The sequence below is a fragment of the Saccharothrix isguenensis genome, assembly GCF_052936305.1.
Genome location: NZ_CP193626.1, coordinates 6,762,901 through 6,775,640, shown reverse-complemented (window position 1 = coordinate 6,775,640; position 12,740 = coordinate 6,762,901). Strand labels below are relative to the sequence as shown.

The following is a 12,740-nucleotide window of genomic DNA, read 5'->3' as shown; positions in this document are numbered from 1 at the left end:
ATCAGCGGTCGGGGGACCGCCGGAACGATCAACCAGACGCAGAGGACACCCCCACCGAGGGGCCTGTTGCAGGGGAGGCAACGCCATGTCTCGCAAGGACCGGAAGCTCGTCACCGACATCGACGTGGTCGAGGACGGCGTCATCGACGCCGGAACGGACACCGGCACGGGCGGAGGCGGGGGCGTGGAGCCCACAGGCGGCCCGTACAAGCCGACCGGCGACCCGCTCGTGAAGCCCATGGGCGGCCCGTACAAGCCGACCGGTGACGAGCCGGTGGCGGTCGCGCGGACCACCTGACCTCCGATCGGGCCAGGGTGCGGTGACGCCACCCCCGGATGCCGCCGACCTCATGGCCGGCGGCCTCCGGCTGTCGTTGTGATCTCATATGACCGTGCCTGCGCAAACACCCGTTCGCAGATCAAGCGGGACGCGCCGCGCCCCGTCCGGGCCGGAGCACACGGTCGCGCTGGCCCGGCAGTTGCACCGCAGCGCGTTGGACGCGGCCACCGCCGACCGCCACCCGGCCGCGATCCGGCAGATGCGCCGGGGCCTGGCGCTGCTGGAGATCCCGGGCATCGACCCGCAGGCGCGCCTTGAAGTCCGCACGCGACTGCTCAACACGCTGGCGTTCTGCCTCGCCGAGACGGGCAACGTGGACGACGGCCTGGTCCAGCTCGCGGGCGTGGACCGGGAACTGGCCGGCCTGCGCGACGAGGCGCTGCGGGCCCACCTCTCCACCCTGGTCAACCTCAACCGCGCCGCCCTGCTGTGCCGGGTCGGCCGCATCGACGAGGGCATCGCCCAGCTGGACCGGGAGATCGAGCGCAGCGAACGCCGTCTCACCGCGCACGCCGACCAGGAGTCCGTCGACCTGCTCGCGCTCGCCCTGTCCAACCGGGGCAACGCGCACGGCGAGGTCCACCGCCACGAGAAGGCCGTCCGCGACCTGAACCGGGCGGTCGAGCTGGCCAACGCGCACGACCTGCCGTTGCGCGCGGCGATCGCGGAGCACGCGCTGGGCAACGCGGTGCAGCGCGCCGGCGACATCCCGGCCGCCCTGCACCACTACCACGAGGCCAACCGGGCGTTCCAGGAGCTCGAACCGGGTCTGCTGCTGCGGCTGCGCATCGACCAGGCCGAGGCGATGATCAGCGTCGGCCTGGCCGACGAGGCCGGTCGGCTGCTGGACGAGGTGCTGCCGGAGCTGCGCCGCCAGCGCATCGGGCAGGACGTGGCCGAGGCCGAGCTGTTCCGCGCGGCGGCGGCGTTGCAGGACGGCGACCTCGTGCTGGCCCGGCGGATGGCGCGGTCGGCGCAGCGGAAGCTGGCCGGGCGCGGCAGCCCGGCGTGGGCGGCGGTGGCGGGGCTCATCGCGCTGCGCGTGGACGTGGTGCGGGCTCTGGAGTCGCGGCGGCCGGTCGCCAAGGTGGTCGCGCGGGCGCTGGAGCTGTCCGCCGAGCTGGCCGCGTTGAAGCTGCTCGACCAGGCCGCGTTCGCGCTCGTGCTGGCGGCTCGGCTGGAGGTCCGCCGCGGCGACCCGGACCGCGGCGCCGAGCTGCTGCGCCGCGTGCCCGAGTCGCGCCGGATCACGCCGATCGACCACCGGATGCTGCTGCGGCTGGGCCGGGCGGAGCTGGCGCTGGCTCGCGGCAACGAGCGGGTGGCGTTGGCGCAGGCCAAGGCCGGGCTGGCCGAGCTTGGCCGGATGCGGGACCGGCTCGGCGGGCTGGAACTCGTGTCCGGCACCGCGGTGCACGGCCGTGAGCTGGGTGAACTCGCCATCCGGCTGGTGCTGGCCGGCGGTGACTCGGCGGCCAACGCCAAGCGGCTGTTCACCTGGCTGGAACGCACCAGGGCCCAGCTGTACCGGTACGAGCCGGCCGAGTCCGCGGTGGACTCGGAGCTGGGCGAGCGGATCGCCGAGGTGCGCCGGTTGAGCCGGGTGCTGCTGCGGGCCAGGCTCGACGGCCTGCCGACCGCCGAGCTGGAGGCGCGGCTCAAGACGAGCCAGCGTGCCGCGAGCCGGATGGGCTGGAGCACCGGCCCTTGGGGCACGCCGCGCCCGGTCGTCTCGCCGGACGAGGTGCTGGCCCGGTTGGCCGGCCGGGCCCTGGTGAGCTTCGCGGTCTGCGACGACGAGCTGATCGCCTTGGTGCTGGCCGGCGCACGGGTGCGCATGGTGCGGCTCGGCCCGGCTGACGCCGTCACGGAGAGCGCGCGCCGCCTGCACGCCGACCTCAACGCGTTGGCGCCCGACTACCTGCCGCCGCCGCTGGCCGAGGTCATCTCGGCGTCCGCACGGCGTGAGGCGGAGAAGCTGGACCGGCTGCTGCTGCGTCCGCTGGCGACCATGATCGGCTCCCGCGAGCTGGTCGTCGTGCCGACCGGGGCGCTGTACGTGGTGCCGTGGGGCGTGCTGCCCATGTGCGCGAACCGACCGACCACCGCCGTTCCGTCCGCCACCGCGTGGGTGTCGGCGATCCGGGCGGACCGGGAGCCGGCCAGTGGCGTGCTGCTCGTGCGCGGTCCGGGGTTGCAGGCGGCGCAGGGCGAGATCGACCGGCTCGCGGGCTACCACGGTGAGGCGAAGCTGCTCGGCGTCAGCGAGGCCCGGGTGAGTTCGGTGCTGGAGGCGTTGGACGGCGTGGAGTTGGCGCACATCGCCGCGCACGGCGAGCACGAGCCGGAGAACGCGCTGTTCTCGCGGCTGGAGCTGGTGGACGGTGCGATGTTCGCGCACGAGGTCGGCCGGGTGCGCCGACCGCCGCACCAGGTCGTGCTGGCCGCGTGCGAGCTGGCGTTGAACCGGGTGCGGCCCGGTGACGAGCCGCTGGGGTTCGCCGGCGCGCTGCTGGCGAGCGGCGCGCGGACGGTGATCGCGGCGTCCAGCCGGGTCGGGGACCAGCCCTCGGCGGCGGCGATGGCCGACTTCCACCGCAACCTCGCGGGCGGTGCGTCGCCGGCGGTGGCGTTGGCCGACGCGGTGGCCGTGGACCCGCTGCGCCGCCCGTTCGTGTGCCTCGGCTCGGGCTGACACTTCCTGCTCGACCAGCCGTTCGCCGGTTGACCGGGTGATCCGCACCCACTACTGAGGGTGGAGGAGTTCTTCGGCGATCGATCGGAGGCGGCCGGTGCGCTCGTTGCTGATCACGGTGTTGTTGCTGGCCACGATGGCCGCACCGGCGACCGCCGCGCCCGCAGTCGGGCGGGCCGACCAGCCCGCCAACGGCACGGAGCGCAACCACGTCGCCGCCTCGGAGCCACTCCGGCCCGCCGTCGCGACCGGCCCCAACCGGTCCGACGCCACCCTCGGCTACCCGCGACGCACCCTCCTGCGCGCGTACCCGGAAGACCGGGACGACCGGTCGATCAAGCTCGGCCTCGCCCCGTACCACTCGCTCGCGCCGCGCCTCAACGACCTCCAGCGCCGCAGCGACCGGATCTCCGTCGAGGTCGCCGGCCAGTCGGCGCTGGGTCGCGACCTCTACCTGGTGACGCTGACCGCCCCCGAGAGCCCGGCCGAGACCCGCAAGCAGGAGGCGTGGCGCGAGAAGATCGAGAACGACCCGGTCGCCGCCGCCCGCGACCTCTTCCTCCGCACCACCTACAAGGCGCCGGTGTGGATCAACGCCAACATCCACGGCGACGAGTGGGAGGGCACCGACGGCGCGCTCCGCGTGATCGAGGACCTGGCGCTGGCCACCGACCGGTCGACGACGGAGTTACTCCGGCGCAGCCGCGTCCACGTGAACCTCACGGCGAACCCGGACGGGCGGGTGGCCGGGACGCGGGCCAACGCGAGCGGGTTCGACCTGAACCGGGATTTCGTCACGTCGTCGCAGCCCGAGTCGCGGGCGGCGCGGGACGTGGTCAAGCGCCTCCAGCCGCTGCTGGTGCTGGACGAGCACGGGTACGTGGCGAACACGCTGATCGAGCCGACCACGCCGCCGCACGGCCAGAACTACGACTTCGACCTCTACCTCAAGCACGGCTACGCGGGCGGGCTGCACATGGAGGACGCCGTGCAGGCCCTCGGGCACGCGGAGGCGGCCACGCCGGAAATCCCGTTCCGGGACTGCGAACCGGGCGTGTGGGACGGCTGGGCGCCGATCTACACCGCGCAGTACTCGATGTTCCACGGCGCGGTGTCCTACACGATCGAGATCCCTTTGCGGGTGAACCGGAACGACTACGTGACGCTGACCGTGACGGAACTGCGGCGGCGTGCGGCGATCAACACGGATGTGGTCGAGGCGACGATCCGGAGCGCGCTCACGTACGTGCGGGACAACCGGGTACCGATGGTGGACAACCAGATCGAGATGTTCCGCCGTGGCCTGGCGGGGGAGTCGCAGCGGCTGGTGCCGGACGGTTTCGTGCCCGGTTTCGGTCCCGAAGACCGCTACACCACCGAGTTCCCCCGCGCGTACGTGGTGCCGGTGGGTGACGGGCAGCGGTCCGGTCCGGCGGCGGCGCGGCTGGTCGACCACCTGGTGGCGCACGACGTGCGGGTGAAGCGGGCGGAGCGGGCCTTCTCGGTGGGCGGTCGGGAGTACCCGGCCGGGTCGTACGTGGTGGACATGCGCCAGCCGAAGCGTGCGCTGGCGAACGTGATGCTGGAGGCCGGGCGGGACATCTCGGACGAGGTGCCGGTCACGTACGACGTCAGCGGGTGGAGCCACCGGCTGCTGTGGGGTGCTTCGGTGGACGTCGTGCGCGACGGGCCGGTGGACGTGCGCGGGCATGACGTGGCGGCGGCGTCGCCGACGGGGTCGGTGCGGGTCCCCGAGGGGAGCGACCTGGCGCCGGCGTTGGCCGACGGCAAGGACGTGGCGGCGGTGAACGACCTGCTCGGGCGCGGGGTGGAGCTGCGTCGGCGGGACGACGGGACGATCGTGGTGCCCGCGTCGGCGCGCTCGGCGGCGGAGGAGGTGTCGATCCGGTACGGGACACGGTTCACGCCGGGGCAGGGCGGGGTGCCGCTACGGCGTCCGGTGGTGGCCGGGGCGGTGGCGGCGGACGAGCTGAAGGCGTTGCGGGACATGGGTTTCGAGGTGCGGCCGGTGTCCACGGAGGTGCTGGACGGCGGGTTCGACCTGGCCGGGGTGGACGTGCTGTTCGTGTCGTCGGGGTTGCGGTACGACCAGCTGACCGTGGCGGCGCGCGCGGGGGTGGACAAGTTCCTCTCGCGCGGTGGCGTGGTGACGCGGGGGGAGACGGGGGCGCGGTTCAACGCCGATGCCGGGGTGCTGCCGGTGCGGGCGGTCGCGGGGCGGGAGGACGCGAACGGGGTCGTGGCGGTCGTGGACGACGCCGGTGACGTCGGCCATTCGTTCGTGTACTCGCCGTACTGGTTCACGGACCTCGGGGCGGGGGTGAGCGTGCGCCAGCGGTACCAGGACCTGGTCGCCGGCCACTGGCTCCCGCGCGCGGACGGTTCCGGTGGGCCGGACGCGGCTGCCGGTCAGGCGGCGGTGGTGGCGGGCACGTCGCCGAGAGGCGCCCGAGCGGTCCTGTTCGGCACCGAACCCCTGTTCCGCGACCACCCGAAAGGCCTGTACTGGCAGGTCGCGGACGCCGTCTACCGCACCGCCGCCCACCCGGGAACCGCGCTCTAGAGCGGACCGGTTCAGTCCCTGCCGCCGCCGGGCTCGGGCTCACGCACGACGATCACCACGCGATCGTCACTGGAGACCGGTGTGCCGCCCGCGTTCTTGTTCACGGTGCCGACCAGCGCGGTCGTGTCGTCGAGGGCCACCACCGGCCCCAGGCGGCCGAAGCCCTCCGCGCCGTTCAGGCTCACCTCGGGCTTGCCGGCGAAGCTGCCGTCCGGGTTCAGCGACAGGTTGATCATGCCGGGCACGTTGCCGGTCGCCAGCGACACCATGTTCGAGAACGACGCGCAGCCGCCGACCCCCGGCCGGTCCGGCCACGACCACGCCGGCTCGCCCAGCGCCTTGCCGGGCTCCACCCGGTACAGCAGGTCGGCCGACGCGCCCGCGTCCGTCACCCACGTCCTCGTCCCGTCACCCGACACGCACAGGCCGCCCGGCGACTTCAGCCCACTGGCCAGCACCCGCGACCCCGGCGTCGGGTTGCCCCGCGCCGGCTGTCCGGTGCCGTCGATCCGCAGCACCTTCCCGGCCAGCGATCCGGGGTCGGCCGCCGACGCCGGGTTGCCCGCGTCACCGGTCGCCACCAGCAGGGCGCCGGTGCTGTCGTACGACAGCACGCCACGGTTGCCCGTGGGCCCCTTGGGGATACCGGTCAGCACCGGCTTCGGCACGTCGCCCGGCGCGATCCGCAGCACCCGGTTGTCCGTCGCCGTGGTCACGTACACGTACACCAGCCGGTCCTCGGCGTACGTCGGCGACAGCGTGAGCCCGCTCAGCCCGCCGTCACCCGACGCGTCCACCTCGAACTTCGCGACCTCGACCGGGTCGACGTCCCTCGTCACCCTGAGCAGCCGCCCGGTGGCGCGCTCGGTCGCCAACGCGGTCACCGCTCCGGTCGTCTGGTTCACGTCGGTCAGCGCCACCCCGGACACCGGGTCCAGGCACGTCCCGACCACGGCCGGGTTGAAGTCCTTGCAGCCCTCGGGCGGCGGCACCGGCGTCGGCTGCCGGCCCGGCTGCTCACCAGGCCCCTTCGGCAGCTCGCCGGGCAGTTCGGGCACCGGCCCGGCCTGCGGTGTCAGCTGCTGGGCCGGGCTCCACCCGGCCGGGGCCGGCTGCTCGGGGAAGCTCGCGCAGCCCGCGGCCACCAGGCCGAGGACCGAGCCGATCAGCACTCCACGCAGTCGAGGCACGCACCCCAGGTTAGGCGCGCGGCCGTGAACGCGAGGTGAGCGGTCCGTCCAGTTCGTGCACGGCGCGGTGCACGGCGTCGGCCCGGTCGAGCAGCAGCTCCAGCTCGTCCACGACCACCTGCGGGTCCTGCAGCGGCAGGAAGTGCGTGTTCGGCAGCATCCGCACCCTGGCTTGCGGCAACCGGGCCACCGGGCCGACCACCCCGTCCGCCGACGCCAGCGGGTCGTACCGCCCGGCCAGCACGGTTGTGGGGCACGTCACGCCGGTCAGGTCCAGCCGGGGCGATCGGCCCAAGGCCAGCGCGAGGGTGAAGTACCAGCGCCAGTCGTGCTGGAGGTACCGCCGCAGCGACGCGGTCAGCGACCGCGCCACCGCACCGTCGAGACCGGCCAGGTCCGCGACCCGGCCCAGGTCCGGCACCGGCAGCCGGTGCAGCACGGCGTCCAGCAGCGGCCCGGCCGCCTTCAGCGCCGTCGCGCCCGACACCCCGATCAGCCGCCGCAGCTCCACCGGCACGCCCGGCAGCCCGAGCACGCTCGCGAACGTGTCACCCGGCGCGCCCGCCACCAGCATCAAGCCGCTCACCCGCTCCGGGTGCCGCAACGCCAGCGCGGCGGCCACCGTCACGCCCATGGACCAGCCCATCACCACGCACCGCTCCACGCCACCGCCGTCCAGCACGGCCAGCGCGTCGGCGACGTGGTCGTCCAGCTCGATCCGACCGGGGTCGGCGGGCCGGTCCGACGCCAGGGTGCCGCGGTGGTACCAGCTGTGCACCCGCGCCACCGGCAGCCCCGGCCACAACGTCGGCACCGCGCCGAGGCCGGGGCTCAGGAGCACGTCCGGCCCGTCGGCCTCGGTGCGCCACAACCTGATCCGCGTGCCGTCCGCGGAGAAGACGTCGTGCTCCCGCATGGCGGCAAGTGTGCCGTAACGTGCGAACCCGTGAGCCTTACCGTTCTGGTCCCCGACGACCTCGGTGTCCGCGCGCTGTCCGACGTGGAGGGTGTGCGGCCCGTCCGCTACGAGCCGGGGCAGCCGCTCCCGGCCGAGGCCGCGCAGGCGGAAGTCCTGGTGCCGAAGTTCCTCCACGGCACGGACCCGCGTGACGTCTTCGCCGAGCTGCCGTCGCTGAAGCTGGTGCAGTTGCTGTCGGCGGGCGCCGAGAGGTTCATCGGAGTCGTACCCGACGGGGTGATGTTGTCGACGTGCCGCGGCGCGCACGGCGGCAGCACGGCGGAGTGGGCGATCGGCGCGCTCCTCGCGATCTACCGCGACTTCCCGGCGTTCGAGCGGGCGCGGCAGGACCGGCGTTGGGACTACCACCTCACGGAGACCTTGCAGGACAAGAAGGTGCTCGTGGTCGGCGCGGGCGACCTGGGCGAGCAGTTCCGCCGCCGGCTGGAGCCGTTCGACGCGACCGCGACGCTGGTCGGCCGCACCGCGCGTCCCGGGGTGCGCGGCATGGACGAGCTGCCCGACCTGGTGGGCGGGTTCGACGCGGTGCTGGTGGTGGTGCCGCTGACCGGGGAGACCACCGGGATGGTGGATGCCGAGTTCCTCTCCCGGATGAAGGACGGCGCGATCCTGGTCAACGCGGCACGCGGCGCGGTGGTCGACACGGACGCGTTGCTGGCCGAGCTCACGGCGGGACGGCTCCGCGCGGCGCTGGACGTGACCGAGCCCGAGCCGCTGCCCGCCGACCATCCACTGTGGACCGCGCCGGGGCTCTTCCTCACCCCGCACGTGGCCGGCAGCTGCACGGGCCACTCCGAACGCGCGTACGCGGTGGTGGCCGCCGAAGTCGCCCGCTTCGCCCGTGGAGAGCTGCCGGCGAACCTGGTCAAGGGCGAGTACTAGCCACGATGTTCACCCGTTTGGGCGAACATGCGCGGCGGACGGACGCTCGCGGTGGTCGTCCGAACCTCCTAACGTGCGGGCGTGGCTACTCACGACGACCGTTCGAGGGCATCGAGCGGCTACTCCGACGACGGGTACTACTCCACGAGTGGCGTGAGCGGGGGAGTGCACCACTTCGACGACGGCACCCAGCCGACCACCCGGACCACCACCCAGGACACCCGGGGCTTCGACACGACCGGCTACACGCCGATCGCCGACCTGGAGGACAAGCCCGCCAGCTACGACGACATCGAGGACGACGAGCGCAAGCCGTTCGGCTGGACCGCGAGCCCCGACATCGGCCTGCTGGTGCTGCGGCTGGTGCTCGGCGGCGCGTTCGTCATGCACGGCTCGCAGAAGGTGTTCGGGCTGTTCGGCGGGCCGGGCATCGACGGGTTCACGGCCACCCTGCAGTCCATCGGGTTCCGCGAGCCGCGGATCCTGGCGTGGGTCACCGGCGTGACCGAACTCGGCGGCGGCGTCCTGCTCGCCCTCGGCCTGTTCACGCCCCTCGCCGCGGCCGGCGTGCTCGGCGTGATGATCAACGTGCTCGCGCTGAAGTACAAGGGCGGGTTCTTCGCGCCCAACGGCGTGGAGCTGGAGGCGGCTTACGCGGCGATGGCGTTCGGCCTGCTGTTCGCCGGCCCCGGCCGCGCCTCCGTCGACAACAACCGCAGCTGGTTCCGCCACCCGCTGCTGTCCGGCTTCATCTGCCTCGTGGTCGCCGCCGGCGCCACCGCGGCGACCCTCTACGTCTTCAGGTGATGGACGAGCGGGTGGCCGCGGCGGGCGCGCAGCTCGCGCTGGTGGTGATCGGGATACCGGTGGTCTACCTGATCGCGTTCCCGATCGGCCTCACCGCGCGGTCGCTGCTGCCGCCCGCGGGACTGCTCGCCGGGCTCGCCCTCGCCTGGCTGCTGCCCAGCTCCTGAGCAGCCCCCGAGCAGGTCCGAACAGCCTTGAACAGCCAGGACCGGCCGACTGGAGCTCTCGCCGGCCGGTTCCCGGGAAGGCCTACTTGTCCACGTCACGCACGGCGCCGGTCGAGGCGTCCGACGCCATCCGGGCGTAGGCGCGCAGCGCCGCCGTCACCGGTCGGACCCGGTCCACCGGCTGCCACGGCCGCTCGGACGCCTCCATCTTCGCCCGCCGCTCGGCCAGCACCGTCTCGTCCACCAGCAACTCCAGCCGCCGCTCGTGGATGTCGATCAGGATCCGGTCGCCGTCCTGGACCAGGCCGATCACGCCGCCGCCCGCCGCCTCCGGCGACACGTGGCCGATGGACAGGCCCGACGTCCCGCCGGAGAACCGGCCGTCCGTGATCAGCGCGCACTTCTTGCCCAGGCCCGCGCCCTTGAGGAACGCGGTCGGGTGCAGCATCTCCTGCATGCCCGGCCCGCCGGCGGGGCCTTCGTAGCGGACCACGAGGACGTCACCCGGCTGGATCTCCTTCTTCAGGATCGCCGAGACGGCCTCCTCCTGGGACTCGACCACCCGCGCCGGCCCCTCGAAGTGCCACAGCTCCTCGTCGATGCCCGCCGCCTTGATCACCGCGCCGCGCTCGGCCAGGTTGCCGTGCAGCACGGCCAGGCCGCCGTCCTTCGTGTACGCGTGCTCGACGTCCCGGATGCAGCCGCCCGCCGCGTCCGTGTCCAGCTTCGACCACCGGTTGGACGTCGAGAACGCCTGCGTCGTGCGCACACCGCCGGGCGCGGCGTGGAACAGCTCGACGGCCCGCTCCGACGGCGAAGCCGCGCGGACGTCCCACTCGCCCAACCACGACGAGATGTCCGGGCTGTGCACGGTGCGCACGTCCTCGTTCAGCAGGCCACCGCGCCACAGCTCACCCAGCAGGGCCGGGATTCCACCCGCCCGGTGGACGTCCTCCATGTGGTAGTCCGAGTTCGGCGACACCTTCGACAGGCACGGCACCCGCCGGCTCAGCGCGTCGATGTCCGCCAGCGTGAAGTCGACCTCGCCCTCGCGCGCGGCGGCGAGGATGTGCAGCACGGTGTTCGTGGAGCCGCCCATCGCCATGTCCAGCGCCATGGCGTTCTCGAACGCCTTGCGGTTGGCGATCGAGCGCGGCAGCACCGACTCGTCGTCCTGCTCGTAGTACCGCCGGCACAGGTCCACGACCGTGCGGCCGGCCTCGGCGAACAGCTCGCGGCGCGCGGAGTGCGTGGCCAGCGTGGAGCCGTTGCCCGGCAGCGCCAGGCCCAGCGCCTCGGTGAGGCAGTTCATCGAGTTCGCGGTGAACATGCCGGAGCACGAGCCGCAGGTCGGGCACGCGGACCGCTCCACCTCGGCCAACCCGGCCTCGTCCACGTCCGGCGACGCGGACGCGGAGATCGCGGTGATCAGGTCGGTCGGCGCGACGGCCACGCCGTCGACCACGACCGCCTTGCCCGCCTCCATCGGCCCGCCGGAGACGAACACGACCGGGACGTTGAGCCGCATCGCCGCGTTCACCATGCCGGGGGTGATCTTGTCGCAGTTCGAGATGCACACGATCGCGTCGGCCTGGTGCGCGTTGACCATGTACTCGACCGAGTCGGCGATGATCTCGCGCGACGGCAGCGAGTACAGCATCCCGCTGTGCCCCATGGCGATGCCGTCGTCCACCGCGATGGTGTGGAACTCGCGCGGGACCCCGCCCGCCTCGCGGATCGCGTCGGCCACGATGTCCCCGAGGTCGCGCAGGTGCACGTGGCCCGGCACGAACTGCGTGTAGGAGTTGGCGATGGCCACGATCGGCTTGCCGAAATCGCTGTCGGTCATGCCGGTCGCACGCCAGAGGGCGCGTGCGCCCGCCGCGTTGCGGCCGTGGGTGGTGGTGCGGGAACGGAGCGGTGGCACGGCTCCTCCAGAAGTCTTTTCGAAAGGTGCTACCCGAACGGCGCGCGCGGGGTGGGGCGCGGGAGGCTGGAGCGGTGCCTCAGAGATTACTCCGCCGCAACGCGCCGGTGACCAGCACGGCGGCGAGCGCGAGCGTGATGACGTGCACAGCGGTGCACCACAGGCAGATCTTGCCGATGAGCACGAACTCGGCCGCGACGAGGTAGACCACGAACAGCACGCCGACGCCGATCGACGCCAACCTGGCCCAGTGCAGGGTCTCGTTGCGCCAGGCGAACGGCAGGCACGCGACCGTCATGAACGCGAAGAACGCCAGCCCCAGCACCGCGACCGGGATGCCGAACAGCTCGGACTGCTCGCTGGTGGTGACCGTGCCGCAGTCGATCACCTCGCCCTCGGCGCACAGCAGCGCGCCGGCGGTGAAGTGCGCGACGGTGAGGTAGGCGGAGACCGCCAGGCCCGCCAAGGACAGCAGAAGGCTGACGACCGGCACCCACCGAAGGGTTCGCGTGGTGGAGCTCACTCGTCGGACTTTAGCGGCGGCGCCGTTTCGTCCCCGTTGGGCTCGACCGGGCCCTCGGCGGGCTCCTCGACCCTCGGCACCGCCGTCGGGTCGGCCACCCGACCGTTGCTGACCAGCGACAACATGGACAGGTGACCGGCGCGGACGGCGGGCAGCCGGACCAGCGAGTCGTCCGCGAGGACCGCCGACAACCACCCCTTCGGCACCACCTTGATCGCCTTCACGTCCGACCACTCGACCACCCGCCGGCCGAACGTGCTCCGCGCCACGATCCGCTCGCCGTCCACGGTCGTCCGGTTGCGCAGCACCCACCACACGAACGCGGCCGGGAACAGGTAGAGGGCCTGGAGGCCCGGCGCGGCCCACGCGACGGGCGTCGCGCAGATGGCGGCGGAAGCGGCGGCGATCACGGCGGGCGTGGGGATGCGGAACACGGCTTTCGGCACGTCTCCAGATGCTGCCACCGGTCCTCCGAGCGGGTGACTCCGACCCACGTCCACGCAGCTCGAACCGTCCACCATCCGGGAGTGCCGTCCCGCACAGTTGACGCTCCGCACCCTTGACGGTTAACGTCAGGGCCATGCAGCGCAACCTCGTTCTCGTACTTCCCAGGCGCGTCGACGCCTAGGCATTCGAGCTTGCGTCG

At 73.1% G+C, this 12,740-nt stretch carries 11 protein-coding genes; 6 read left to right on the top strand and 5 right to left on the bottom strand.

Annotated features, from left to right (window positions below; all coding sequences use genetic code 11):
* The first annotated feature begins 85 nt into the window (after window positions 1–85).
* From ACRAKI_RS30380 to ACRAKI_RS30370, 3 genes are all read left to right on the top strand, one after another.
* On the top strand, window positions 86–298 hold the full coding sequence (locus tag ACRAKI_RS30380; RefSeq protein ID WP_447003911.1) for a hypothetical protein: 213 nt from the start codon (window positions 86–88) through the stop codon (window positions 296–298).
* A gap of 88 nt (window positions 299–386) precedes the next feature.
* On the top strand, window positions 387–3,035 hold the full coding sequence (locus ACRAKI_RS30375; RefSeq protein ID WP_447003910.1) for a CHAT domain-containing protein: 2,649 nt from the start codon (window positions 387–389) through the stop codon (window positions 3,033–3,035).
* A 97-nt stretch (window positions 3,036–3,132) separates the two neighbouring features.
* Window positions 3,133–5,619, top strand: a complete 2,487-nt coding sequence (locus ACRAKI_RS30370; RefSeq protein WP_447003909.1) for a M14 family zinc carboxypeptidase — start codon at window positions 3,133–3,135, stop codon at window positions 5,617–5,619.
* Window positions 5,620–5,630: 11 nt separating this feature from the next.
* Here ACRAKI_RS30370 and ACRAKI_RS30365 read toward each other — a convergent pair whose 3' ends face one another.
* Together ACRAKI_RS30365 and ACRAKI_RS30360 are read right to left on the bottom strand one after the other, a co-directional pair.
* Entirely contained in the window at window positions 5,631–6,809 is a 1,179-nt protein-coding gene (locus ACRAKI_RS30365; protein WP_447003908.1) for a PQQ-dependent sugar dehydrogenase, read from the bottom strand.
* Window positions 6,810–6,819: 10 nt separating this feature from the next.
* A complete protein-coding gene (locus ACRAKI_RS30360; RefSeq protein WP_447003907.1) occupies window positions 6,820–7,725 on the bottom strand; it encodes an alpha/beta fold hydrolase in 906 nt (301 codons plus the stop codon).
* A 30-nt stretch (window positions 7,726–7,755) separates the two neighbouring features.
* On the opposite strand from ACRAKI_RS30360, the gene ACRAKI_RS30355 reads away from it, so the two are divergent.
* The 3 genes from ACRAKI_RS30355 (at window position 7,756) to ACRAKI_RS30345 (ending at window position 9,644) form a co-directional block, all read left to right on the top strand.
* Window positions 7,756–8,670, top strand: coding sequence for a 2-hydroxyacid dehydrogenase (locus ACRAKI_RS30355; RefSeq protein ID WP_447003906.1), 915 nt, complete (start codon window positions 7,756–7,758; stop codon window positions 8,668–8,670).
* 81 nt (window positions 8,671–8,751) lie between these two features.
* Complete coding sequence (locus ACRAKI_RS30350) at window positions 8,752–9,477, top strand: DoxX family protein (protein WP_447003905.1); 726 nt, start codon at window positions 8,752–8,754, stop codon at window positions 9,475–9,477.
* A complete protein-coding gene (locus tag ACRAKI_RS30345) occupies window positions 9,477–9,644 on the top strand; it encodes a hypothetical protein (protein ID WP_447003904.1) in 168 nt (55 codons plus the stop codon). The genes ACRAKI_RS30350 and ACRAKI_RS30345 overlap by 1 nt, the downstream gene beginning before the upstream one ends.
* 82 nt (window positions 9,645–9,726) lie before the next feature.
* Here ACRAKI_RS30345 and ilvD read toward each other — a convergent pair whose 3' ends face one another.
* The 3 genes from ilvD to ACRAKI_RS30330 all read right to left on the bottom strand — a co-directional run bounded on the left by ilvD (window position 9,727) and on the right by ACRAKI_RS30330 (window position 12,558).
* A complete protein-coding gene (ilvD, locus tag ACRAKI_RS30340; RefSeq protein ID WP_447003903.1) occupies window positions 9,727–11,571 on the bottom strand; it encodes a dihydroxy-acid dehydratase in 1,845 nt (614 codons plus the stop codon).
* Between the two features lie 79 nt (window positions 11,572–11,650).
* A complete protein-coding gene (locus ACRAKI_RS30335; RefSeq protein WP_447003902.1) occupies window positions 11,651–12,064 on the bottom strand; it encodes a vitamin K epoxide reductase family protein in 414 nt (137 codons plus the stop codon).
* 26 nt (window positions 12,065–12,090) lie between these two features.
* Window positions 12,091–12,558, bottom strand: a complete 468-nt coding sequence (locus ACRAKI_RS30330) for a PH domain-containing protein (protein ID WP_447003901.1) — start codon at window positions 12,556–12,558, stop codon at window positions 12,091–12,093.
* Between the last annotated feature and the right edge of the window lie 182 nt (window positions 12,559–12,740).

Bases quoted from the DNA above. Each gene is read 5' to 3' on its own strand.
- ACRAKI_RS30360 (WP_447003907.1), bottom strand. From the start codon at position 7,725: ATGCGGGAGCACGACGTCTTCTCCGCGGACGGCACGCGGATCAGGTTG.
- ACRAKI_RS30375 (WP_447003910.1), top strand. From the start codon at position 387: ATGACCGTGCCTGCGCAAACACCCGTTCGCAGATCAAGCGGGACGCGC.
- ACRAKI_RS30380 (WP_447003911.1), top strand. From the start codon at position 86: ATGTCTCGCAAGGACCGGAAGCTCGTCACCGACATCGACGTGGTCGAG.
- ACRAKI_RS30345 (WP_447003904.1), top strand. From the start codon at position 9,477: ATGGACGAGCGGGTGGCCGCGGCGGGCGCGCAGCTCGCGCTGGTGGTG.